Source organism: Pseudomonas sp. 58 R 3, assembly GCF_900006605.1.
In the GTDB taxonomy this organism is placed as follows: Bacteria; Pseudomonadota; Gammaproteobacteria; order Pseudomonadales; family Pseudomonadaceae; genus Aquipseudomonas; species Aquipseudomonas salomonii.
This window is the reverse complement of the sequence record NZ_CVTT01000085.1, coordinates 81,178-102,756: the sequence shown is the minus strand read 5'-3', so window position 1 is coordinate 102,756 and position 21,579 is coordinate 81,178. Positions and strand designations below refer to the sequence as shown.

Here is a 21,579-nt window from a genome sequence, read left to right as displayed (position 1 = left end):
CCTTAAACCCATTAGCTGCGCGCGGCAGCAATCTTGATCAGTTTGGCGTAGTAGAAGCCATCGTGTCCGCCTTCCTGCACGAGCAACTGGCGGCCGTGGGGCTGCTTGATACCGGCCGTCGTGGCGAGGTCCAGTTCCCGCGCGCCACTGGTACGGGCGAGGAAGGCTTGGATCACCTCGGTGTTTTCTGTCGGCAGCGTGGAGCACGTGGCGTAGAGCAGGATGCCGCCGACTTCCAGGGTCGGCCACAGGGCGTCGAGCAATTCGCCTTGCAGCACGGCCAGGGCGGCGATGTCGTCGGGTTGGCGGGTGAGCTTGATATCCGGATGACGGCGGATCACGCCCGTGGCGGAACATGGCGCGTCGAGCAGGATGCGCTGGAACGGTTTGCCGTCCCACCAGGTGGCGGTGTCGCGGCCGTCGGCGGCGATCAGCTCAGCGCTCAGGCCCAGGCGCGCGAGGTTTTCACGCACACGCACCAGGCGCTTGGCCTCCAGGTCGACGGCGACTACACCGGCAAGGTCTTTTTCGACTTCCAGAATGTGACACGTCTTACCGCCCGGCGCGCAGCAGGCGTCCAGCACGCGTTGGCCGGGGGCCAGGTCGAGCAGGTCGGCGGCCAGTTGTGCGGCTTCGTCCTGCACGCTGATCCAGCCCTCGGCAAAGCCTGGCAGGCTGCGCACGTCGGTGGCGGTTTCCAGCACAATGCCGTCGACGCTGTACACACACGGCGTGGCACTGATGCCGGCATCGGCCAGCAATTGCAGGTAGGCATCACGGCTGTGATGGCGACGGTTGACCCGCAAAATCATCGGCGGGTGCGCATTGTTGGCGGCGCAAATGGCTTCCCATTGCTCAGGCCAGAAGGCTTTCAGGGATTTTTGCAGCCAGCGCGGGTGAGCCGTGCGCACCACCGGGTCGTGTTCCAGCTCGGCCAGCAGCGCTTCGCTTTCACGCTGGGCACGGCGCAGTACGGCATTGAGCAAGGCCTTGGCCCACGGTTTTTTCAGCTTGTCGGCGCAACCGACGGTTTCCCCGATGGCGGCATGCGCGGGCACGCGGGTGTAGAGCAACTGATAGAGGCCCACCAGCAGCAGCGCTTCTACATCGGCATCAGCCGCTTTGAATGGCTTTTGCAGCAGCTTGGCCGCCAGCGCCGACAAGCGCGGCTGCCAGCGGGCGGTGCCAAAGGCCAGGTCCTGGGTGAAACCGCGATCACGGTCTTCAACCTTGTCCATTTGCGTAGGCAGCGAACTGTTCAGCGAAGCCTTGCCGTTGAGTACAGCAGCAAGCGCCTTGGCGGCGGCCAGACGCGGGTTCATTGAGCGACCGCCCCGAGAACCGTGCCCAAGGCAAATTTCTCACGACGGCTATTGAACAGGTCGCCGAAGTTCAGTGCCTTGCCGCCGGGCAATTGCAGGCGGGTCAGGCACAGCGCCTGTTCACCGCAGGCGACCAACAGGCCGTCCTTGCTGGCGCCGATGATTTCACCCGGAGCACCTTTGCCATCCGCCAAGGTGGCGGCCAACACTTTCAAGGCTTCGCCATTGAGGGTGCTGTGGCAGATCGGCCACGGGTTGAAGGCGCGCACCAGGCGCTCCAGCTCCACGGCCGGGCGGCTCCAGTCGATGCGGGCTTCGTCTTTGTTCAATTTGTGCGCGTAGGTGGCGAGGCTGTCGTCCTGCACTTCGCCTTCCAGCGTACCGGCCGCCAGGCCAGCGATGGCCTGGATAACGGCAGGTGGGCCAAGCTCGGCCAAGCGGTCGTGCAGGCTGCCGCCGGTGTCTTCGCCCGTGATCGGCGTGGCAACCTTGAGCAGCATCGGGCCGGTATCCAGACCCGCCTCCATGCGCATCACGGTCACGCCGCTTTCAAGGTCACCGGCTTGCACGGCGCGCTGGATCGGCGCCGCACCGCGCCAGCGTGGCAGCAACGACGCGTGGCTGTTGATGCAGCCCAGGCGCGGAATATCCAGCACGGCCTGGGGCAGGATCAAACCGTAAGCCACCACCACCAGCAAATCCGGCTTCAACGCCGCCAGTTCCGCCTGGGCATCGGCGTTGCGCAGGGTTGGCGGTTGCAGCACACAGATATTGTGCTCAAGCGCCAGCTGCTTGACCGGGCTTGGCATCAGTTTTTGCCCGCGACCGGCCGGGCGATCCGGCTGGGTGTACACCGCCACGATGTCATAAGGGCTGGCAAGCAGCGCCTTGAGGTGTTCGGCAGCAAATTCGGGAGTGCCGGCAAAAACAATGCGCAGTGGCTCGGTCATGGGAGTTCTCGGTAAAAAACAGTCACAAAAGAAAAAGGCTTGCCGCAGCAAGCCTTTGGAAGAAGGGCATCAAGCTTGCTGGCGATGCTTTTTTTCCAGCTTCTTCTTGATCCGGTCGCGTTTAAGCGTGGACAGGTAATCAACAAACAGCTTGCCGTTGAGGTGGTCGCATTCATGCTGGATGCACACTGCCAGCAGGCCTTCGGCGATCAGTTCGTAGGGCTTGCCGTCACGGTCCAGGGCCTTGATCTTCACGCGCAGCGGGCGTTCGACGTTCTCGTAGAACTCCGGCACCGACAGGCAGCCTTCCTGGTATTCGCCCATATCTTCGGTCAGCGGTTCGAACTCGGGGTTGATAAACACCCGCGGCTCGCTGCGATCTTCCGACAGGTCCATGACCACGACACGCTGATGCACGTTGACCTGGGTGGCGGCGAGGCCAATGCCCGGGGCTTCATACATTGTTTCAAACATGTCATCGACCAACTGACGAACCTTGTCGTCCACTACGGCCACCGGTTTGGCGATCGTGCGCAGGCGCGAGTCGGGAAATTCGAGGATGTTCAAAATAGCCATAAGCGTAATTGCTGCACATGTGAGGTAGAGGCAAATCGGCGTTGGGATGGACCCAGACCGCCGGTGTGAAAGGCTCGAAAGCCGCGAAGGCTGTGGCATTTCACGCGAACGCACATAATAAAGGAGATTGACCCCATGAGGAAATCGCTACTCGTCTTGCTGTTGTGGGCGCCGCTCGCCATGGCCCTGGTTCCCCAGCCCGGCCCGCGCCTGGAACAGGCCACGCAACAGGCTATCCGCCACTTTTTGTCGCACAACCGCATTTTCGATACGCCCCAGGACCTGGACAACGCGCCTTACATTGTTGCCGCCGACGCAGGAAGAGTCCTGGGCGCCAACGGTGAGCGCGTGTATGCCCGCGGTGACCTCGACCCGACCCAGCCGGACTATGGGATCTTTCGTCGCGGCAAAACCTACACCGACCCGCAAACCCGGGAGCTGCTGGGCATCAATGCCGACGCCATCGGCAGCGCACGCTTTGTATTGGCGGGCGACCTCAGCACCCTGGCTGTGCAACGGGTCACCCAGGAAGTGCGCCCGGGCGACCGCTTGCTGCGTGCCGAGCCCGTCGTCGAATCGGCCAACCGGGCGCCTGCGCCTTTCATCGAAGGGCACATTATCGATATTCCCAAGGGGGTTACCCAGATCGGCGTATTGGATGCCGTGACCTTGAACAAAGGCCGTCGTGACGGTCTGGCCGAAGGGCACCTGCTCACGGTAATCAAGACCGGCGTGAGCGTACGCGACAGCCTCACTGGCGCCCCGACCCAACTCCCCGATGAAGATGCCGGCACGTTGCTGGTGTTTCGCACCTACGAAAAACTCAGTTATGGCCTGGTGCTCAGAGCCTCTCGTTCGCTGGCGGTGATGGATCGATTCGAGACTGCCCGACAAACGCAATAAATAGCCTGCTAAATAAGTTACCAACAGAGTTATCCACAGCTTGTTCAGATCAAGGACGATCAAATGTATCCGACAAACAACCCTGAAATTTCCCCTGCAGAACTGGAAGCCCGACTACGCTTGCACAGGCTGCCGGAACTGGGCCCCAAGCGTTTTCGTGTATTGATCGAGGCATTTGGTTCTGCCTCCAGGGCCATCAGTGCACCGGCGAGTGCCTGGCGTTCCCTTGGGTTGCCAGCCGTTAGCGCCGATGCCAGGCGCAGCCCTGAAATCCGCGATGGCGCCAGTGCTGCGCTCGCATGGTTGGAGCGCCCGGCCCAGCATTTGCTGATGTGGGACCAGCCTGAGTACCCTGCGTTGCTGGCGCAGATCGACGATGCACCGCCGTTGTTATTCGTCGCCGGCGAGCCGAAAATCCTCGAAAAACCGCAGTTGGCCATGGTTGGCAGTCGCCGTGCATCGCGTCCCGGGATGGACACTGCCGCCGCCTTTTCGCGCAGCCTGGCGAGCGCCGGTTTTGTCATCACCAGTGGCTTGGCCTTGGGCATCGACGGTGCTGCGCACCAAGCGGCATTAGATGTCGGGGGGCAGACAATCGGCGTGCTCGGCACCGGGCTCGAAAATTTTTATCCACAACGCCACCGCCAGCTCGCAGCGGCGATGATTGACCAAGGCAGCGCGGTGGTTTCCGAGTTTCCGCTGGAGGCTGCGCCCCAGGCCGCCAACTTCCCACGACGCAACCGGATCATCAGCGGCCTGTCGCTGGGGGTGCTGGTGGTGGAAGCCAGCATGGCCAGCGGTTCGCTGATCACTGCCAAGCTTGCGGCCGAGCAAGGGCGTGAGGTGTATGCGATTCCGGGCTCCATTCATCATCCGGGCGCCAAGGGCTGCCATCAGTTGATTCGCGATGGCGCGACGCTGGTGGAGTCCATCGAGCACATCCTGGACGGCTTGCGCGGCTGGCAGGCGTTGTCCTGCCCGGCGCCGATGCCGGTCACCCATCCGTTGGTGGCGCTGTTGCACGCGGCGCCCCTCACCAGCGAGGCTTTGGCGGTTGCCAGCGGGCGGCCTTTGGCCCACACACTGGCGGCGCTTACCGAGCTTGAACTTGAGGGCCTGGTGATCTGCGAAAGCGGGCGCTGGCTTGCGCGCGGCCCGCTTATGTAATTAGTTTTTGCAAAGAACATCGGTAAACTGCGCAGAGCTTTAGTCCGGAGAGTGAGCAATGGTCAACAGGTGGCGTGTGCTGGAAGCCGCACGAGAAATTCGCGCAGGCGCGGTGATTGCCTATCCGACCGAAGCGGTCTGGGGCCTGGGCTGCGACCCGTGGAATGAAGACGCGGTAGACCGGCTGCTGGCGATCAAGAATCGCTCGGTCGACAAGGGGCTGATTCTGGTGGCGGACAATATCCGTCAGTTCGATTTTCTATTCGAAGACTTCCCGGACACCTGGATCGACCGCATGGCCAGTACCTGGCCGGGGCCGAACACCTGGCTGGTGCCGCATCAGGGCATGCTGCCGGAATGGGTGACCGGTGTGCATGACACCGTGGCGCTGCGGGTCAGCGATCATCCGTTGGTGAGGGATTTATGCGCGCAGGTGGGGCCGTTGATCTCTACCTCAGCCAACCCGCAAGGTCGCCCGGCGGCGCGCACGCGGCTTCGTGTGGAGCAGTATTTCCGTGGCCAAGTGGATTTGGTGCTGGGTGGTGCCCTGGGTGGGCGCAAGAACCCGAGCCTGATTCGTGATTTGGCGACGGGTGAGGTGGTGCGGCCTTCTTGAGACCGAGGCGCCTGCATTCGCGAGCAAGCCCGCTCCCACCTTTGATCGCATTCCAAATTTGGAACTGGGTCAAAGGTGGGAGCGGGCTTGCTCGCGAAGAGGCCATCACTGACTCCAGAGATAGATCGCCTTACGGCAGAAGAATGGTCGACCCGGTCGTCCTGCGCCCCGACAACTCCGTCTGCGCCTTCGCCGCATCCGCCAGCGCAAACCGCTGGTTGATATCAATACGCACCTTGCCGCTCTTGATCATCGCGAACAGATCATCAGCCATCGCCTGCAAGTCTTTCGGGTTACTGGCGTAGGTCGCCAAGGTGGGCCGAGTGACATACAGCGAGCCCTTCGCCGCCAGAATCCCCAGGTTCACGCCATCCACCGCGCCTGACGCATTGCCGAAACTCACCACCAAACCACGCGGCGCCACGCTGTCCAGTGAGGTCAGCCAGGTGTCTTTGCCGACGCCGTCGTACACCACCGGCACTTTTTTGCCGTCGGTCAATTCCAGTACGCGCTGTGCGACGTTTTCCTTGCTGTAGTCGATGGTTTCCCAGGCGCCAAGGGACTTGGCCAGTGCGGCTTTTTCCGGCGAACTCACGGTGCCGATCAGCTTCACACCCAGGGCCTTGGCCCATTGGCAGGCCAGGGAGCCCACACCACCGGCAGCGGCGTGGAACAGAATGGTTTCGCCACCCTTCAACTCGTAGGTCTGTCGCAGCAGGTACTGCACGGTCAGGCCCTTGAGCATTGCGCCGGCGGCTTGCTCAAAGCTGATGCCGTCCGGCAGGTGCACCAGGTTGGCGGCAGGCAGCACGTGCAGCTCGCTGTACGCGCCCAGTGGGCCACTGCCGTAGGCCACGCGGTCGCCGACCTTGAACTGAGTGACCTCGCTGCCAACCGCATCCACCACGCCAGCGCCTTCTGCGCCAAGGCCCGATGGCAGCGCGGGCGGCGCATACAGGCCACTGCGGAAATAGGTGTCGATGAAGTTCAGGCCGATGGCCTCGTTACGCACACGCACCTGCTGGGGTCCAGGTTCTGCCGGGGTATAGTCCACATACTCAAGTACTTCGGGGCCGCCATGGGCGCTGAACTGGATACGTTTGGCCATCTGCACTTCTCCTGAGGTCGAATCGCGTAGCCCCCTATCCCACTCCTAACCTTGATCTTCGTCAACTGCGGCGCACCTAAGTGCAGAGGGATGGCAGAGGGAAGTAAGCGCAGTGGTATCCTGTGCGCCCATTTGCCGCCGACGCCCGATGGCCTCGCGTAGCTTTGCCCGATTCAAGGTGATGCCATGACTACCCGCACCGAGGCTGTAAAGGCCTACCTGCTCGACCTGCAAGACCGCATTTGCAGCGCCCTGGAAACCTTCGAGACGGACACTCGCTTTATCGAAGACGCCTGGACCCGGCCTGCCGGCGGCGGCGGTCGCACCCGTGTGATCGAAAACGGTTCGGTGATCGAAAAAGGCGGCGTCAACTTTTCCCACGTATTCGGCAGCGGCTTGCCGCCGTCCGCCAGCGCGCATCGTCCGGAGCTGGCCGGTCGTGGCTTTGAAGCCCTCGGCGTGTCGCTGGTGATCCACCCGCACAACCCGCACGTGCCAACGTCCCACGCCAACGTGCGTTTTTTCATCGCCGAAAAAGACGGCGAAGAGCCGGTGTGGTGGTTCGGTGGCGGCTTCGACCTCACGCCCTACTACGGCAATGAAGAAGACTGCATCCACTGGCACCGCGTGGCCGAGCAGGCCTGTGCGCCGTTTGGCCCAGACGTGTACTCGCGCTACAAGGCCTGGTGCGACACCTACTTCCATATCAAGCACCGCAATGAACCGCGCGGCATCGGCGGCTTGTTCTTCGATGATTTGAACGAGTGGGGCTTCGACACCAGCTTCGCCTTCATCCGCGCCATCGGCGATGCCTACATCGACGCCTACCTGCCGATCGTGCAGCGCCGCAAGGCCATGGCTTACTCCGAGCAGCAGCGCCAGTTCCAGGAATTTCGTCGCGGCCGCTACGTAGAATTCAACCTGGTCTACGACCGTGGCACCCTGTTCGGCCTGCAATCGGGCGGGCGTACCGAGTCGATCCTGATGTCGCTGCCGCCGCAAGTACGCTGGAGCTACGACTGGAAAGCCGAAGCCGGCAGCGAAGAAGCGCGCCTCACCGATTACTACCTGCAAGACCGCGACTGGCTGGGCCTTGCTGCGCCCAAGGCGGCTGTTTGATGGACCGTTATGTGGTGTTCGGCAACCCCATCGGCCACAGCAAATCGCCGTTGATTCACCGTATGTTCGCCGAGCAGACCGGCGAGCAACTGGACTACAGCACCTTGCTCGCGCCGCTGGAGGATTTCACCGGCTGTGCCCGTGAGTTCTTTGCACAAGGCCGTGGCGCCAACGTCACCGTGCCGTTCAAGGAAGACGCCTACCGCCTGGCCAACAGCTTGACCGAACGCGCCCAGCGCGCAGGCGCTGTGAACACCTTGAGCAAGTTGGGCGACGGCACCTTGCTGGGCGACAACACCGACGGCGCCGGCCTGGTGCGCGACCTCACGGTGAATGCCGGGCTGAGCCTGCAAGGCAAGCGCATCCTGCTGCTGGGCGCCGGTGGTGCGGTACGCGGGGCGTTGGAGCCATTGCTGGCTGAGCAGCCTGCGTCGCTGATCATCGCCAACCGCACCGTGGAAAAAGCCGAACTGCTTGCCGAGTTGTTCGACGATTTGGGACCGGTGTCGGCCAGCGGTTTCGATTGGCTGCGTGAGCCGGTGGACGTGATCATCAATGCCACGTCCGCCAGCCTGTCAGGCGATGTACCGCCAATAGCGGGCAGCCTGATCGAACCGGGCAAGACCTTTTGCTACGACATGATGTACGCCAAGGAGCCGACCGCGTTCTGTCGCTGGGCTACCGAGCAAGGCGCGGCGGTGGCGATGGACGGTTTGGGCATGTTGGTGGAGCAGGCCGCAGAAGCCTTTTTCCTGTGGCGCGGCGTGCGCCCGGAGTCGGCACCGGTGTTGGCTGAGTTGCGTAGACAACTGGCCTGACACAAATCTAAATGTGGGAGCGGGCTTGCTCGCGAAAGCGGTGTGTCAGTCAATTATTACTTAACTGAGCCACCGCATTCGCGAGCAAGCCAGCTCCCACAGTTTTAACCGCATTCAGTCTTCGAAATGGATGGGGCAGTTGTCGGCCCCTTCCAATTTCTTTAATTCTTCCACGACCTGCGGCCTGGCCCGGCGCAACGTCAGGCTACGCCCCAAACCCACCAACCGCCGCGCCTCCTGATGCAGCATCTCCACCCCGGAATAGTCGATAAAGTTGATCTGCTGCGCCTCGATCACCACCCGCTCGCCCTGCAAACTTTGCAACCGCACTTGCAGGTAATGGCTGGCGCCGAAAAAGATTGAGCCGCCCACCCGCAACACGTCCTCATCACCGTCACGCCATTGCTGAACCCGCGGCTGCGAAGTGCGCTTGAGGTAGAAAAACAACGACGCCAACACCCCCGCGTAAATCGCCGTTTGCAGCTCCAGCAGCAAGGTCGCGACGCACGTCAGGCTCATCACCACAAACTCGGCGCGGCTGACGCGGAACAGCGCGCGAATGCCACGATGATCCACCAGGCCCCAGCAAATCAGCAGGATGCTTGCGGCCATGCTGGGGATCGGGATGTGCGCGATCAACGCCGCGCCAAATAACGCAAACACTGCCACCCAGAGCGCGGAAAACACGCCCGCCAGCGGCGAGCAGGCGCCCGCTTCATAGCTGAGGCCGGAGCGGGTAAAGGAACCGGCCGACAAGTACCCGGAGAAAAAGCCACCGACGATGTTGGATAAACCCTGCGCACGAACTTCCTGATTGGCGTCGAGCAATTGCTGCGAACGCGCCGACAACGAGCGCGCAATCGACAGGCTGGTGACCAGCCCGAGCATGCCCACCGCCACGGCGCTGGGCAGCAGGCGCAGGAGCATGTCCAGGTCCATCGGCAGCGGGCTGAACGGCGGCAGTTTGCCGATAAACGAACTCACCCGCGCCACATGCCCGAACATCGCCGGCCACAGCCACGCCACCAGGCTGCCCAGCGCCAGGGCGATCAACAGCGTCGGCCAACGCGGGGCCCGGTATTTGAGCAGCGCGCCCACCAGCAAGGTGCCCAGGCCCAGCGCCAGTGAGGCGTGGTCCCATTCCCCGGCATGGTCCACCAGTGCCAGCAAGCTATTGATCGCCGTGGCCTGACTGGGTAAATCCAGCCCCAGCAAGTTGGGCAACTGCCCCAAGGCAATCACCACGGCGGCGCCCAGAGTGAAACCCAGCACGACCGAATGCGAGACGAAATTCACCAGCGCGCCGAAGCGCAGCATGCCCAGCAACCACTGGAAAACACCGGCCAGGAATGTAAGCAACAGGATCAACGTGATGTAGTCCTGCGAGCCAGGCACGGCCAGCGGACTGACGCTGGCGTACAGGACGATGGAGATCGCCGCTGTCGGCCCGCAGATCAGGTGCCAGGAGGAACCCCACAGGCAGGCGATCAACACTGGGATGATGGCGGCATACAGGCCGTATTCGGGTGGGAGCCCGGCGATCAGCGCGTAGGCAATCGACTGCGGCAAGGCGAGCACAGCGCCGCTGAGCCCGACAATCGCATCCCGGCCGACGCTGGCGCGGGTTTGGCGCGGCAGCCAGGCGAGGAAGGGGAAGAGAGTGTGGCGGTTGGGCCGGGGCATCGTGAGCTCGGGTTGGAAGGTTTGAGCCAGAATATCAGTACACATTGGTCCCTGTGGGAGCGAGCAAGCCCGCTCCCACATTCGGATTGCATCAGACCTTAGAGTTTGGCTTTTACTGCGGCCAGCGCATCCTTGCCATCCACGGTTTTTACCCCGTCGAGCCACTTGTCCAACACCGCCGGGTTAGCCTTGATCCACGCCTTCGCCGCCTCGGCGTTGCTGACCTTGTTGTTCACCACTTGGGCCATGATGCTGTTCTCCATCTCCTGGGTAAAACTCAGGTTAGTCAGCAACTTTCCTACGTTCGGGCAGGCCTGTGCATAACCTTTGCGGGTCAAGGTATACACGCTGCCGGTGTCACCAAAATATTTCTCGCCGCCTTTGAGGTAATGCATTTTCAACTGCACGTTCATCGGGTGTGGCGTCCAGCCGAGGAAGGTCACGAACTTCTGTTTTTTTACCGCCCGCGACACTTCGGCCAGCATCGCCTGCTCGCTCGACTCGATCAGCTTCCACTGGCCCAGGTCGAAGTCGTTCTTCTTGATGATCTCCTGCAGCGAAATGTTCGCCGGTGCGCCGGAGCCGATGCCGTAGATCTTCTTGTCGAACTTGTCGGCAAATTTGTTCAGGTCGGCAAAATCATGCACACCGGCGTCCCACACATAGTCCGGCACGGCGAGGGTGAACTCGGTGCCATCGAGGTTTTTCGCCAGTTGCACCACATCGCCATTGGCCACGAACTTGTCGTAGAAACCCTGCTGCGCCGGCATCCAGTTGCCCAGGAACACATCCACCTGGCCATCCTTGAGCCCGCCAAACGTGATCGGCACTGCCAGGGTGTCGACCTTGGCCTTGTAGCCCATGCCCGTCAGCAAAAAGCCGGTGATGGCATTGGTCGCGGCAATGTCGCTCCAGCCCGGATCGGCCATCTTCACCGTGTCACAACTCGTGTCCGCATACACATTGGCGCTGCTCAACGCCAAAATGCCCAGCACTACCGTCAACTTTTGCATGGCCTTCCCTCTATCTATTTATTGGTTTTGGCAGGGTTGTGGATAACGTGCCTTGCGCTCCAGGTCGTCGAGGTCGATATGGTTGCGCATGTACTGCTGACTGGCGTCCACCAGTGGCTGGTGATCCCAGCTCTTCAGCTTGCCTTGGGTCAGCGCCTCGAACACCAGGCGGCGACGGCGTTGGCTGGCGAGCACCTGCTGGTGGATCGCCGGGATGTCCCATTTGGCCCGCGCCTCAGTCAAAAACGCCTCGAACAGTGGCCGGTGTTCCGGTGACTGGCTGAGGTCTTCCCGCTCGTGCGGGTCGTTGTGTACATCGAACAGTAGACAAGGGTCGTCTTCGCTGTAGATGAATTTGCAGGCGCCGCGCCGAATCATCATCAATGGGCTGATGGTGCCTTCGGCCATGTATTCGCCAAACACTTCGTCGTGCCCGCCCTGCCCTTGCAGGTGCGGGACCAGCGAGCGGCCGTCCAGCGCCAGGCGTGGGTCCAGTTCGCCGCCGGCCAGTTCCACCAGGGTGGGCAGCAGGTCGGCGGTGGACACGGCGTTACCTACGCGGCCCGCCGCAAACTGGCCTGGCGCACTCACCAGCAGCGGTACGCGGGCGGCCATTTCGAACCAGTGCATTTTGTACCAGAGGCCACGCTCGCCGAGCATGTCGCCGTGGTCGCCGGAGAAGATGATGATCGTATCGTCGGCCAGGCCGGTGTCTTCCAGGGTTTGCAGGAGTTTGCCGACATTGCTGTCGATATAGCTGCACGCACCGAAATACGCGCGGCGCGCATCGCGGATCTTGTCCACAGGCAGCGGCTTTCCCCACAGGTCGTAAACCTTGAGCAGGCGCTGGGAATGCGGGTCGAGATCGCCTTGCGCGGGGGTTGCTGGCATTGGGATGTCGTTGTCGTCGTACAGGTCCCAGAACGGCTTGGGAATGGTGTACGGGTCGTGCGGGTGCGTCATCGACACGGTGAGGCAGAACGGCTGGTTGCCGTCTTCACGGATATGGTCGAACAGGTATTGCTGGGCCTTGAACACCACCTCTTCGTCGAAATCCAGCTGATTGGTGCGCACGCACGGCCCGGCTTGCAGCACCGACGACATGTTGTGGTACCAGGTGGGGCGCACGTCCGGCTCATCCCAGTTGACCGCCCAGCCGTAGTCGGCGGGGTAGATGTCGCTGGTCAGGCGTTCTTCATAACCGTGCAACTGATCCGGCCCGCAGAAATGCATCTTGCCCGACAGCGCCGTGCGGTAGCCGAGGCGGCGCAGGTAGTGGGCATAAGTGGGTACATCGGCGGGGAAGTCGGCGGCGTTGTCGTAGGCGCCAATCTTGCTCGGCAACTGGCCGCTGACCAGGGTGAAACGCGAAGGCGCGCACAACGGGCTGTTGCAGTAGGCGGCGTCAAACACCACGCCCTGTGCAGCCAGGCGGCTCAGGTTCGGCAACTTGATCGGGGAAGGTCCGTAGAACGGCAGCATCGGCGCGGCCATTTGATCGGCCATGATGAAAAGAATGTTCTTGCGCTTCATGATCTGTCGGCATTCCATAGGCGGTGTTTATGCCAATGAGCATGCGGCCCATGGAAAATGGGGTAAAGCCCATGAAAAGCAATGTCTAGGATAAGCACAGCTTATGTATGAATCCCTCGGTGATCTGTCCCTCGACCTGCTGCGTGCCTTTGAAGCAGCGGCGCGCCATCGCAGCTTTACCGCCGCCGCGATGGAGTTGGGCACCACGCAGCCGGCCATCAGCCAGCAGATCAAGCGCCTTGAAGAGCAACTGGCGATTCGCTTGTTCGATCGCATCTACCGAGGCATCGAACTGACGGATGCGGGCGCGCTGCTCTTCGAGCATGTGCAAGGAGGTATGCAAACCATCAACCAGGGCCTCAGCGCAATCACCCAGCAGGACCAGCACGAAGTGCTGCAAGTGGCCACCGACTTCGCCTTCGCCGCCTACTGGCTGATGCCGCGCCTGCATCGCTTTCACCAGGCCAACCCGCAGGTGGATGTGAGCCTGGTGACCAGCGAGCGCAACCACGCCACGTTGCGCAGCGATATCGACGTGGCGGTGTTGTTTGGCGATGGGCGTTTCAAGCAGGGCGAGAGCTTGTGGCTGTTCAACGAGGAGGTGTTTCCGGTGTGCAGCCCGCAGTGGCTCAAGGCTCAATCCACGCCATTGACTGTACAAAATTTGCACGATTACCCACTGCTGCACTTGCGCCAGGAAAATAACAGCCAGTGGTTCGACTGGAGCGGCGTGTTTCGTGAGTTGGGCATCACCACGGCGCCTACGCCTGGGCAATTGCGCTTCGACAATTACACCCTGCTGATTCAGGCGGCGATTGCCGGCCAGGGCGTGGCTATCGGTTGGCGGCATTTGGTGGATAACCTGCTGGAGCAGAACTGGCTGTGCCGGCCGATCAGCGACACAGTGATCTCGCGCTTCGGTTATTACGTGGTGCAGCCCCAGCGCAAACGCCGGGGGCAATTGGTCGAGCGCTTTGTCGACTGGCTGGTGGCCGAGCAAGCCAGCAGCGCGCAGTCGTTGACCGGGCTGGCCCTGCCGTCGATTGCGGTCTAGGATCGGCGCATATTGGATCCGGATTTCGCCATGCAACGTATCAAGGGCTACCACGCCCATATCTACTTTGACGCCAGCACCATCGACCAGGCGCGCAAGCTCTGCGAGGACGCGGCCAAGCTGTTCCCGTTGAGCATGGGCCGTGTACACGAAAAGCCGGTCGGCCCGCACCCGGACTGGAGCTGCCAGCTGGCATTCGAGCCGGAATACATCGGCGTGGTGTTGCCCTGGCTGGCGCTGCATCGTGATGGGCTGGTGGTGTTCCTGCACCCGGACACCGGCGATGACCTCAAGGATCACACCGATTACGCGATCTGGATGGGCGCGATGCGCGAGCTGAACCTGTCTGGTTTTTAACCACGGTTAATACCAATCCCATCACCTTGCGCAAAGGCGATGGGATTTTTTATTACCTACTCCCAATATATGGGACAGTTATTTATATATTGAGATATTGCCAGCCGTAGGTTTATATTCGCCCATCAGCTTTTTCAGCACCCACTCATTTCAGGTGAAGCGATGCAGGCGCAATTGATCGCGCTCGACTGGGGGACCAGCTCCCTTCGTGCTTACAAACTCGGCCCGGCTGGCAGCGTGCTCGAACAGCGCGCTTTGGCGTTCGGCATCATGCACCTGCCCAGTGAACCCCGGGTCATTGCCGGCGTGCTGTGCAGTGACGGCTTTGAGTTGGCGTTCGATGCGGCCTGCGGCGACTGGCTCGACGCGCAGCCCGGCCTGGCGGTGATTGCCTGCGGCATGGTCGGCAGCGCCCAAGGCTGGAGCGAAGCGGCCTATCGCCAAACGCCCGTCGACGTCGCCAGCCTCGGCCAGGCCTTGCACCCGGTGCGCAGCCTGCGCGGGGTGCAGGTGCATATTGTGCCGGGTGTGATCGAGCGGGTCGGCTTGCCCAATGTGATGCGCGGCGAAGAAACCCAAGTGCTGGGTGTGCTGCAAGGCCTGGGCGCCGACGTGTTGATCGGCCTGCCGGGCAGCCATTCCAAATGGGTCGAGGTGGTTGAAGGCTGCATCACCCACTTCGACACCTTCATGACCGGCGAGGTGTTTGCGGTACTCAGCAAGCACAGCATTCTCGGGCGTACCCAGCAACCGTCCGAACAATTTGAGGTCGAGGCGTTTGATCGTGGCGTGCGCGTGGCGCTTTCGGAGGATGGCCGGCGCGGCGTGCTGTCGACCTTGTTCAGCGCCCGTACCCTGGGCTTGACCGGCGAACTGGCACCCGACGAACAGCCCGATTATCTGTCCGGCCTGCTGATCGGCCACGAAGTCGCCGGTTTGCCGCAGCAGGCCAAACACACGCCTATCGTCCTGGTCGGCGCTGCCAAACTCTGCGCCTGCTACCAACGCGCCCTCGCCCTCAGCGGCTTTACCCACGTCAGCCTCGCCCAGGAAGCCACCGAGCGCGGCTTGTGGCAATTGGCCGTTGCCGCTGGGCTCACTCAACCTGTACAGGAGGCCTGACATGCTCAAGCAAGCACTCGCACACAACGGTTTGATCGCAATTTTGCGCGGCGTGCGCCCGGATGAAGCCCAGGCGATTGGCCAGGTGCTCTATAAGGCCGGTTTTCGCGTGATCGAAGTGCCACTGAATTCGCCGGACCCTTACACCAGCATCCGCACCCTGCGCGACACCCTGCCCGCCGATTGCCTGATCGGCGCGGGCACCGTGTTGACCCCGGAACAGGTTGAGCAGGTCAAAGCTGCCGGTGGCCAGGTCATCGTCATGCCCCACAGCGATACCAAGGTATTGCGTGCCGCCAAGGCGGCGGGGCTGTTCCTGTCGCCGGGTGTGGCAACGCCGACCGAAGCCTTCGCCGCCTTGGCCGAAGGCGCCGACGTATTGAAGCTGTTCCCGGCCGAGCAAATGGGCCCGGCGGTAATCAAGGCGTGGCTGGCGGTATTGCCCACCGGCACATTGCTGCTGCCGGTGGGCGGCGTAACCCCAGGCAACATGCAGGTGTATTTCGACGCGGGCGCGAAGGGTTTCGGCCTGGGTTCCGGGTTGTTCAAACCGGGCATGTCGGTTGACCAAGTGGCGAGCAATGCCCAGGCCTATGTCGCGGCCTGGAACGCGCTTAACTGAACTCAAGGTTTGCGCCCCTGGCGCTGCATCGATAAGAGAGATAAGAAGATGAAAATCACCAAACTGACCACCTTTATCGTCCCGCCGCGCTGGTGCTTCCTCAAGGTCGAGACCGACCAGGGCGTGACCGGTTGGGGTGAGCCTGTGGTGGAGGGCCGCGCCCACACCGTGGCCGCCGCCGTCGAGGAACTCTGCGACTACCTGATCGGCAAAGACCCACGCAATATCGAAGATATCTGGACCGTGCTCTACCGTGGCGGCTTCTACCGGGGCGGCGCGGTGCACATGAGCGCCCTCGCCGGTATCGACCAGGCACTGTGGGACATCAAGGGCAAGGCGCTCGGCGTGTCGGTCAGCGACCTGCTGGGTGGCCAGGTGCGGGACAAGATCCGCGTGTATTCCTGGATCGGCGGCGACCGCCCCGCCGACACCGCCCGCGCCGCCAAAGAGGCCGTGGCCCGTGGCTTTACCGCTGTGAAGATGAATGGCACCGAAGAGTTGCAGTTCGTCGACAGTTTCGAAAAAGTCGACCTCGCGCTGGCCAACGTGGCCGCTGTGCGCGATGCCGTCGGGCCTAACGTCGGCATCGGCGTCGACTTCCATGGCCGCGTGCACAAGCCCATGGCCAAGGTGCTGATGAAAGAGCTGGACCCGTACAAACTGATGTTTATCGAAGAACCGGTGCTCAGCGAAAACTACGAAGCGCTCAAAGAGCTGGCGCCGCTGACCAGCACGCCGATCGCCCTGGGCGAGCGGCTGTTTTCCCGTTGGGACTTCAAGCGTGTGCTCAGCGAAGGCTACGTCGACATCATCCAGCCGGACGCGTCCCATGCCGGCGGCATCACCGAAACCCGCAAGATCGCCAACATGGCCGAAGCCTATGACGTGGCCCTGGCCCTGCACTGCCCGCTGGGCCCGATTGCCCTGGCGGCGTGCCTGCAATTGGACGCGGTTTGTTACAACGCGTTTATTCAGGAGCAAAGCCTGGGTATCCACTACAACGAGAGCAATGACCTGCTCGATTACGTGCGCGACCCAGGCGTGTTCGACTATGACAAAGGCTTTGTGAAGATCCCCAACGGGCCGGGCCTGGGCATTGAGATCAACGAGGAATACGTGATCGAACGCGCCGCCATCGGCCACCGCTGGCGCAACCCGATCTGGCGGCATGCCGACGGCAGCTTTGCTGAGTGGTGATTGCTCACTGAAGGAATGCGGTCAAGTGTGGGAGCGGGCTTGCTCGCGAATGCGGTAGTTCAGTCCCAGGTGTGTTGAATGACACACCGTATTCGCGAGCAAGCCCGCTCCCACATTTTGATCCGGTTTCTTCAGTCAGGCCCCATTCCGGTCCTCAATAAACATAAGAAGAGGCAACCCCATGCACCCTGAATCCTTCACCGGGCAGGCTTCTCTCATCACGCCCAGCAGAAAGCGTTTCTTCATCATGGTGCTGCTGTTTATCACCGTGGTGATCAACTACCTCGACCGCAGCAACCTGTCGATTGCCGCCCCGGCGCTCACCAGCGAACTGGGGATCGACCCGGTGCATGTCGGGCTGATCTTCTCCGCGTTCGGCTGGACCTACGCCGCCATGCAGATTCCCGGCGGCTGGCTGGTGGACCGCGTGCCGCCGCGCATTCTCTATACCGCTGCCCTGCTGTTGTGGTCCATTGCCACGGTGATGCTGGGGTTTGCGGCCAGCTTTATCGCGCTGTTTGTGCTGCGCATGGCCGTCGGTGCCCTGGAAGCACCCGCTTACCCAATCAACAGCCGCGTGGTCACCACCTGGTTTCCCGAGCGCGAGCGTGCCACCGCGATTGGCGTTTACACCTCCGGGCAATTTGTCGGGCTGGCGTTTCTGACGCCGGTGCTGGCTTGGCTGCAGCACGCATTCGGCTGGCACATGGTGTTTGTCGCCACCGGTGGCGTCGGCATCCTGTGGGCGTTGATCTGGTACGCGGTGTACCGCGAGCCGAAAGACTTCAAAGGCGCCAATGCGGCGGAAATCGAGCTGATCCGCGAGGGCGGCGGCCTGGTGGATATGCAGGCGAAAGCGGTCAAGGCGCCGTTCAGTTGGGTCGACCTCGGGACAGTGCTGAGCAAGCGCAAGCTGTGGGGCATCTACCTGGGGCAGTTCTGCCTGAACTCGACGCTGTGGTTTTTCCTGACGTGGTTCCCGACCTACCTGGTGAAGTACCGCGGCATGGACTTCATCAAGTCCGGCCTGCTGGCCTCGCTGCCGTTCCTGGCTGCGTTTATCGGTGTGCTGTGTTCGGGGATTTTTTCTGATTGGCTGATTCGCCGGGGCACGTCGGTAGGGTTTGCGCGCAAGCTGCCGATCATTGGGGGCTTGCTGATTTCCACGGCGATTATCGGCGCCAACTATGTGGATTCGACGGCCTGGGTGATCGCGTTTCTGGCGGTGGCGTTCTTTGGCAATGGCTTGGCATCGATCACCTGGTCATTGGTGTCGACCCTGGCGCCCGCGCGGTTGCTGGGGCTGACGGGCGGGGTGTTTAACTTCATCGGCAACTTGTCGGCGATTACCACGCCGATAGTGATTGGCTTTCTGGCCAGTGGGGATTCGTTTGCGCCGGCGATCACCTATATCGCGGTGCTGGCGTTGCTGGGGGCGCTTTCCTACGTGTTGCTGGTGGGCAAGGTTGAGCGCATAGAACTGTAAATCCATTGGTTGAGTGGACCGAAACCCTGTGGCGAGCGGGCTTGTTGTGGCGAGCGGGCTTGCCCCGCGTTGGGCTGCGCAGCAGCCCCAATAAGGCCACTGCGGTTTTTCCAGATGAAACCCGGTTGTCAGGTTTTGGGGGCGCTTCGCACCCCAACGCGGGGCAAGCCCGCTCGCCACAACAGCTTTCCTGGGCTAGTAGAGGGCGCCATCCAGGATCTGGTAGACGATGCTGGTGCCAATGGCGATCAATACGATATCGCCGCCGGACCGGCGCCATTCATACCCTGGGTATTGCGGCAGATGGGCCAGGGCGCGGTTGTCGAGGCGTTCGCCGTAGTAGTTGCGCGGCAGCGGTTGGCCCCGCACCAGGCGCACGCCTGGAGGCGGTGGCGCGCCACGACGGAAGTCGTTGTGGTTGTCACGGATCATCTGGCGCACCGGGCCGAAATCCTGCGGCGGGCCACGACGGTTATCCTGCGGGCCGCGATGGTCGTCGCCGTGTTGCTCGTACTGGCCTTGCGGGCCGCCACGGCCTGGGCCATCACCGCGTTGATCGGGCGGCGCGGCTTGCGCCAAAGCACTTGCGCCGAGCATCAACACGCCGAGACCTGCGATCAAGCGTTTAGGCATTTTCATGGGGGCTTTCCTCAGTACTGCACGAACAAAAAAAGGGATTTCGAACGAGGCTCGAAATCCCTTGGTCATGTCAGTTTAGGTACTGGATTGCCCAGATGATTCCTCTGTATCAAGAACTTTACCCATTGCTACACGCCGCTTACTTACGGGCGTTACGGACACCTTCCGACAGCGCCGCGCAGAGGCTCAACACACCATCGATTGCTTGCTGATCATTTTTCGCAGTGGCGATGTGATCGATCAGCGCCGAACCGACCACCACACCGTCTGCCAGGCGAGCGATAGCGGCGGCTTGTTGTGGGGTGCGAATACCAAAGCCGATGCTGATCGGCAGGTCGGTATGCCGACGCAGGCGGGTCACGGCTTCTTCGACGTGTTCCAGGGTGGCGGCACCGGCACCGGTCACACCGGCCACCGACACGTAATACACAAAGCCGGAGCTGCCGTTGAGCACGGTTGGCAGGCGCACGTCGTCGGTGGTCGGCGTGGTCAGGCGGATAAAGTCGATGCCTGCGGCCTGGGCCGGGTCGCACAGCTCGCCGTTATGCTCAGGCGGCATGTCGACCACGATCAGGCCGTCGACACCGGCTTCTTTGGCGTCGGCGATAAACGTGGGCACGCCGTATTTGTGGATCGGGTTGAAGTAACCCATCAACACCAGCGGGGTGTCCTGGTTGTCTTTGCGGAACTCGCGGACCATCTGCAGGGTTTTCAGCAGGTTCTGTTTGGCTTCCAGCGCACGGATGTTGGCCAGTTGAATCGCCGGGCCGTCGGCCATCGGGTCGGTGAAGGGCATGCCCAGCTCGATCACGTCGGCACCGGCGGCGGGCAAGCCCTTGAGGATCGCCAGCGAGGTGTCATAACCCGGGTCGCCGGCGGTGACGAAAGTCACCAGGGCGGCGCGGTTTTGTTCTTTCAGTTGCGCAAAACGGGTTTGCAGGCGGCTCATCAGTGTTTCTCCTGCTTTGACTGCTCTTGTTGAGAGTGTTCCATATGGTGCATCACGGTCTGCATGTCTTTGTCGCCACGGCCCGACAGGTTGACCACCATCAGGTGATCTTTGGGCAAGGTCGGTGCACGTTTGAACACTTCAGCCAGGGCATGGGCGCTTTCCAGTGCAGGAATAATCCCTTCCAGGCGGCAGCATTTGTGGAAGGCTTCGAGGGCTTCGTCGTCGGTCACCGAGGTGTATTGGACGCGGCCGATATCATGCAACCACGCGTGTTCAGGGCCGATACCTGGGTAGTCGAGGCCGGCGGAAATCGAGTGGGCGTCGATGATCTGGCCATCGTCGTCCTGCAGCAGGAAGGTGCGGTTGCCGTGCAGCACGCCGGGTACGCCGCCGTTGAGGCTGGCGGCGTGCTTGCCGGTTTCGATGCCGTGGCCGGCGGCTTCAACGCCGATGATTTCGACGCTGGTGTCATCCAGGAACGGGTGGAACAGGCCCATGGCATTGGAGCCACCGCCGATGCACGCCACCAGGCTGTCCGGCAGGCGGCCTTCCTGGGCTTGCAGTTGGTCGCGGGTTTCCTTGCCGATCACGGCCTGGAAGTCGCGCACCATCGCAGGATACGGGTGTGGGCCGGCCACGGTGCCGATCAGGTAGAAAGTGCTGTCGACGTTGGTCACCCAGTCACGCAAGGCTTCGTTCATCGCGTCTTTGAGGGTGCCGGTGCCGGCCACGACCGGGATCACTTCGGCGCCCAGCAGCTTCATGCGGAACACGTTGGCCTGCTGGCGCTCGATGTCGGTGGTGCCCATGTAAATCACGCAATCGAGGCCAAAGCGCGCCGCCACGGTGGCGGTGGCCACGCCGTGCATGCCCGCGCCGGTTTCGGCAATGATGCGTTTTTTGCCCATGCGCCGTGCCAGCAGGATCTGGCCGATGCAGTTGTTGATCTTGTGCGCGCCTGTGTGGTTGAGCTCTTCGCGCTTGAGGTAGATCTTGGCGCCGCCACAGAACTCGGTCAGGCGCTCGGCGAAGTACAGTGGGCTTGGACGCCCGACATAGTCGCGTTGGAAGTAGGCCAGTTCTTCGTTGAACGCAGGATCAATCTTGGCCGCTTCGTATTCGCGGGCCAGGTCGAGGATCAACGGCATCAGGGTTTCAGCGACGTAGCGGCCACCGAACGCGCCAAACAGGCCGTTGGCGTCGGGGCCGTTGCGAAGGTCGGTCTGGGACTGAGTCATGGGGCGCTCCAGGAAAGAAGGTAAGGAGAGGCAATGACGGCCACTCTACCCCTGACGCTCGACGCTGAAAACCGATAAGATCGCCGCAACCTGTCAGGAAAACT

The 21,579-nt window shown here is 61.9% G+C and carries 21 protein-coding genes; 11 read left to right on the top strand and 10 right to left on the bottom strand.

Annotated elements, in window-relative coordinates:
• Window positions 1-11: 11 nt before the first annotated feature.
• From rsmB to def, 3 genes are all read right to left on the bottom strand, one after another.
• Window positions 12-1,322: a 16S rRNA (cytosine(967)-C(5))-methyltransferase RsmB gene (rsmB, locus tag BFP92_RS28165; RefSeq protein ID WP_065932010.1), complete on the bottom strand. Its 1,311-nt coding sequence runs from the start codon at window positions 1,320-1,322 to the stop codon at window positions 12-14.
• Window positions 1,319-2,272: a methionyl-tRNA formyltransferase gene (fmt, locus tag BFP92_RS28160; protein ID WP_065932009.1), complete on the bottom strand. Its 954-nt coding sequence runs from the start codon at window positions 2,270-2,272 to the stop codon at window positions 1,319-1,321. Before fmt ends, rsmB begins: the two co-directional genes overlap by 4 nt.
• Window positions 2,273-2,341: 69 nt before the next feature.
• Entirely contained in the window at window positions 2,342-2,848 is a 507-nt protein-coding gene (gene def / locus BFP92_RS28155) for a peptide deformylase (protein WP_065932008.1), read from the bottom strand.
• A gap of 135 nt (window positions 2,849-2,983) precedes the next feature.
• Between def and BFP92_RS28150 the strand changes: the two genes are divergently transcribed.
• The 3 genes from BFP92_RS28150 to BFP92_RS28140 all read left to right on the top strand — a co-directional run bounded on the left by BFP92_RS28150 (window position 2,984) and on the right by BFP92_RS28140 (window position 5,534).
• Window positions 2,984-3,751: a peptidoglycan-binding protein gene (locus BFP92_RS28150; RefSeq protein WP_065932007.1), complete on the top strand. Its 768-nt coding sequence runs from the start codon at window positions 2,984-2,986 to the stop codon at window positions 3,749-3,751.
• Between the two features lie 63 nt (window positions 3,752-3,814).
• On the top strand, window positions 3,815-4,918 hold the full coding sequence (gene dprA / locus BFP92_RS28145; protein ID WP_065932006.1) for a DNA-processing protein DprA: 1,104 nt from the start codon (window positions 3,815-3,817) through the stop codon (window positions 4,916-4,918).
• A gap of 58 nt (window positions 4,919-4,976) precedes the next feature.
• Window positions 4,977-5,534, top strand: coding sequence for an L-threonylcarbamoyladenylate synthase type 1 TsaC (locus tag BFP92_RS28140; protein ID WP_056860965.1), 558 nt, complete (start codon window positions 4,977-4,979; stop codon window positions 5,532-5,534).
• A gap of 130 nt (window positions 5,535-5,664) precedes the next feature.
• Here the strand turns inward: BFP92_RS28140 and BFP92_RS28135 are convergent, their stop codons facing one another.
• Entirely contained in the window at window positions 5,665-6,642 is a 978-nt protein-coding gene (locus BFP92_RS28135) for an NADPH:quinone reductase (protein ID WP_065932005.1), read from the bottom strand.
• A gap of 186 nt (window positions 6,643-6,828) precedes the next feature.
• Between BFP92_RS28135 and hemF the strand changes: the two genes are divergently transcribed.
• Together hemF and aroE are read left to right on the top strand one after the other, a co-directional pair.
• Window positions 6,829-7,761, top strand: coding sequence for an oxygen-dependent coproporphyrinogen oxidase (hemF, locus tag BFP92_RS28130; protein ID WP_065932004.1), 933 nt, complete (start codon window positions 6,829-6,831; stop codon window positions 7,759-7,761).
• Entirely contained in the window at window positions 7,761-8,579 is an 819-nt protein-coding gene (gene aroE, locus BFP92_RS28125; protein ID WP_065932003.1) for a shikimate dehydrogenase, read from the top strand. The genes hemF and aroE overlap by 1 nt, the downstream gene beginning before the upstream one ends.
• Window positions 8,580-8,693: 114 nt before the next feature.
• Here aroE and BFP92_RS28120 read toward each other — a convergent pair whose 3' ends face one another.
• The 3 genes from BFP92_RS28120 to betC all read right to left on the bottom strand — a co-directional run bounded on the left by BFP92_RS28120 (window position 8,694) and on the right by betC (window position 12,808).
• Window positions 8,694-10,262: a SulP family inorganic anion transporter gene (locus BFP92_RS28120; RefSeq protein ID WP_065932087.1), complete on the bottom strand. Its 1,569-nt coding sequence runs from the start codon at window positions 10,260-10,262 to the stop codon at window positions 8,694-8,696.
• 98 nt (window positions 10,263-10,360) lie between these two features.
• A complete protein-coding gene (choX, locus tag BFP92_RS28115) occupies window positions 10,361-11,275 on the bottom strand; it encodes a choline ABC transporter substrate-binding protein (RefSeq protein WP_065932002.1) in 915 nt (304 codons plus the stop codon).
• A gap of 18 nt (window positions 11,276-11,293) precedes the next feature.
• Window positions 11,294-12,808, bottom strand: a complete 1,515-nt coding sequence (betC, locus tag BFP92_RS28110; protein ID WP_065932001.1) for a choline-sulfatase — start codon at window positions 12,806-12,808, stop codon at window positions 11,294-11,296.
• 103 nt (window positions 12,809-12,911) lie between these two features.
• Here betC and BFP92_RS28105 point away from each other — a divergent pair, with 103 nt between their 5' ends.
• From BFP92_RS28105 to BFP92_RS28080, 6 genes are all read left to right on the top strand, one after another.
• The gene (locus BFP92_RS28105; RefSeq protein WP_065932000.1) at window positions 12,912-13,862 is read left to right on the top strand and encodes a choline sulfate utilization transcriptional regulator; all 951 of its coding nucleotides are present in this window, start codon (window positions 12,912-12,914) and stop codon (window positions 13,860-13,862) included.
• A gap of 30 nt (window positions 13,863-13,892) precedes the next feature.
• Window positions 13,893-14,219, top strand: coding sequence for a DOPA 4,5-dioxygenase family protein (locus BFP92_RS28100; RefSeq protein WP_056860973.1), 327 nt, complete (start codon window positions 13,893-13,895; stop codon window positions 14,217-14,219).
• A 162-nt stretch (window positions 14,220-14,381) separates the two neighbouring features.
• Window positions 14,382-15,341 (top strand): 2-dehydro-3-deoxygalactonokinase, encoded by a 960-nt coding sequence (locus tag BFP92_RS28095; RefSeq protein ID WP_065931999.1) that lies wholly within the window; start codon window positions 14,382-14,384, stop codon window positions 15,339-15,341.
• A gap of 1 nt (window position 15,342) precedes the next feature.
• A complete protein-coding gene (locus BFP92_RS28090; RefSeq protein WP_065931998.1) occupies window positions 15,343-15,963 on the top strand; it encodes a 2-dehydro-3-deoxy-6-phosphogalactonate aldolase in 621 nt (206 codons plus the stop codon).
• A gap of 48 nt (window positions 15,964-16,011) precedes the next feature.
• Complete coding sequence (gene dgoD, locus BFP92_RS28085) at window positions 16,012-17,160, top strand: galactonate dehydratase (protein WP_065931997.1); 1,149 nt, start codon at window positions 16,012-16,014, stop codon at window positions 17,158-17,160.
• 181 nt (window positions 17,161-17,341) lie between these two features.
• Window positions 17,342-18,646 (top strand): MFS transporter, encoded by a 1,305-nt coding sequence (locus BFP92_RS28080; protein ID WP_065931996.1) that lies wholly within the window; start codon window positions 17,342-17,344, stop codon window positions 18,644-18,646.
• Window positions 18,647-18,841: 195 nt separating this feature from the next.
• Here BFP92_RS28080 and BFP92_RS28075 read toward each other — a convergent pair whose 3' ends face one another.
• The 3 genes from BFP92_RS28075 to trpB all read right to left on the bottom strand — a co-directional run bounded on the left by BFP92_RS28075 (window position 18,842) and on the right by trpB (window position 21,475).
• Window positions 18,842-19,285 carry an anti-virulence regulator CigR family protein gene (locus tag BFP92_RS28075; protein WP_065931995.1) on the bottom strand — a complete coding sequence of 148 codons (444 nt, stop codon included), beginning with the start codon at window positions 19,283-19,285 and terminating at the stop codon, window positions 18,842-18,844.
• A 139-nt stretch (window positions 19,286-19,424) separates the two neighbouring features.
• A complete protein-coding gene (gene trpA / locus BFP92_RS28070; protein ID WP_065931994.1) occupies window positions 19,425-20,234 on the bottom strand; it encodes a tryptophan synthase subunit alpha in 810 nt (269 codons plus the stop codon).
• Window positions 20,234-21,475: a tryptophan synthase subunit beta gene (gene trpB / locus BFP92_RS28065; RefSeq protein WP_058420548.1), complete on the bottom strand. Its 1,242-nt coding sequence runs from the start codon at window positions 21,473-21,475 to the stop codon at window positions 20,234-20,236. The genes trpA and trpB overlap by 1 nt, the downstream gene beginning before the upstream one ends.
• Window positions 21,476-21,579: the final 104 nt, after the last annotated feature.

What these genes read in the sequence shown, in the direction of transcription:
- rsmB (WP_065932010.1), bottom strand. Translation starts at nt 1,322, where the DNA reads ATGAACCCGCGTCTGGCCGCCGCCAAGGCGCTTGCTGCTGTACTCAAC.
- fmt (WP_065932009.1), bottom strand. Translation starts at nt 2,272, where the DNA reads ATGACCGAGCCACTGCGCATTGTTTTTGCCGGCACTCCCGAATTTGCT.
- def (WP_065932008.1), bottom strand. Translation starts at nt 2,848, where the DNA reads ATGGCTATTTTGAACATCCTCGAATTTCCCGACTCGCGCCTGCGCACG.
- BFP92_RS28150 (WP_065932007.1), top strand. Translation starts at nt 2,984, where the DNA reads ATGAGGAAATCGCTACTCGTCTTGCTGTTGTGGGCGCCGCTCGCCATG.
- dprA (WP_065932006.1), top strand. Translation starts at nt 3,815, where the DNA reads ATGTATCCGACAAACAACCCTGAAATTTCCCCTGCAGAACTGGAAGCC.
- BFP92_RS28140 (WP_056860965.1), top strand. Translation starts at nt 4,977, where the DNA reads ATGGTCAACAGGTGGCGTGTGCTGGAAGCCGCACGAGAAATTCGCGCA.
- BFP92_RS28135 (WP_065932005.1), bottom strand. Translation starts at nt 6,642, where the DNA reads ATGGCCAAACGTATCCAGTTCAGCGCCCATGGCGGCCCCGAAGTACTT.
- hemF (WP_065932004.1), top strand. Translation starts at nt 6,829, where the DNA reads ATGACTACCCGCACCGAGGCTGTAAAGGCCTACCTGCTCGACCTGCAA.
- aroE (WP_065932003.1), top strand. Translation starts at nt 7,761, where the DNA reads ATGGACCGTTATGTGGTGTTCGGCAACCCCATCGGCCACAGCAAATCG.
- BFP92_RS28120 (WP_065932087.1), bottom strand. Translation starts at nt 10,262, where the DNA reads ATGCCCCGGCCCAACCGCCACACTCTCTTCCCCTTCCTCGCCTGGCTG.
- choX (WP_065932002.1), bottom strand. Translation starts at nt 11,275, where the DNA reads ATGCAAAAGTTGACGGTAGTGCTGGGCATTTTGGCGTTGAGCAGCGCC.
- betC (WP_065932001.1), bottom strand. Translation starts at nt 12,808, where the DNA reads ATGAAGCGCAAGAACATTCTTTTCATCATGGCCGATCAAATGGCCGCG.
- BFP92_RS28105 (WP_065932000.1), top strand. Translation starts at nt 12,912, where the DNA reads ATGTATGAATCCCTCGGTGATCTGTCCCTCGACCTGCTGCGTGCCTTT.
- BFP92_RS28100 (WP_056860973.1), top strand. Translation starts at nt 13,893, where the DNA reads ATGCAACGTATCAAGGGCTACCACGCCCATATCTACTTTGACGCCAGC.
- BFP92_RS28095 (WP_065931999.1), top strand. Translation starts at nt 14,382, where the DNA reads ATGCAGGCGCAATTGATCGCGCTCGACTGGGGGACCAGCTCCCTTCGT.
- BFP92_RS28090 (WP_065931998.1), top strand. Translation starts at nt 15,343, where the DNA reads ATGCTCAAGCAAGCACTCGCACACAACGGTTTGATCGCAATTTTGCGC.
- dgoD (WP_065931997.1), top strand. Translation starts at nt 16,012, where the DNA reads ATGAAAATCACCAAACTGACCACCTTTATCGTCCCGCCGCGCTGGTGC.
- BFP92_RS28080 (WP_065931996.1), top strand. Translation starts at nt 17,342, where the DNA reads ATGCACCCTGAATCCTTCACCGGGCAGGCTTCTCTCATCACGCCCAGC.
- BFP92_RS28075 (WP_065931995.1), bottom strand. Translation starts at nt 19,285, where the DNA reads ATGAAAATGCCTAAACGCTTGATCGCAGGTCTCGGCGTGTTGATGCTC.
- trpA (WP_065931994.1), bottom strand. Translation starts at nt 20,234, where the DNA reads ATGAGCCGCCTGCAAACCCGTTTTGCGCAACTGAAAGAACAAAACCGC.
- trpB (WP_058420548.1), bottom strand. Translation starts at nt 21,475, where the DNA reads ATGACTCAGTCCCAGACCGACCTTCGCAACGGCCCCGACGCCAACGGC.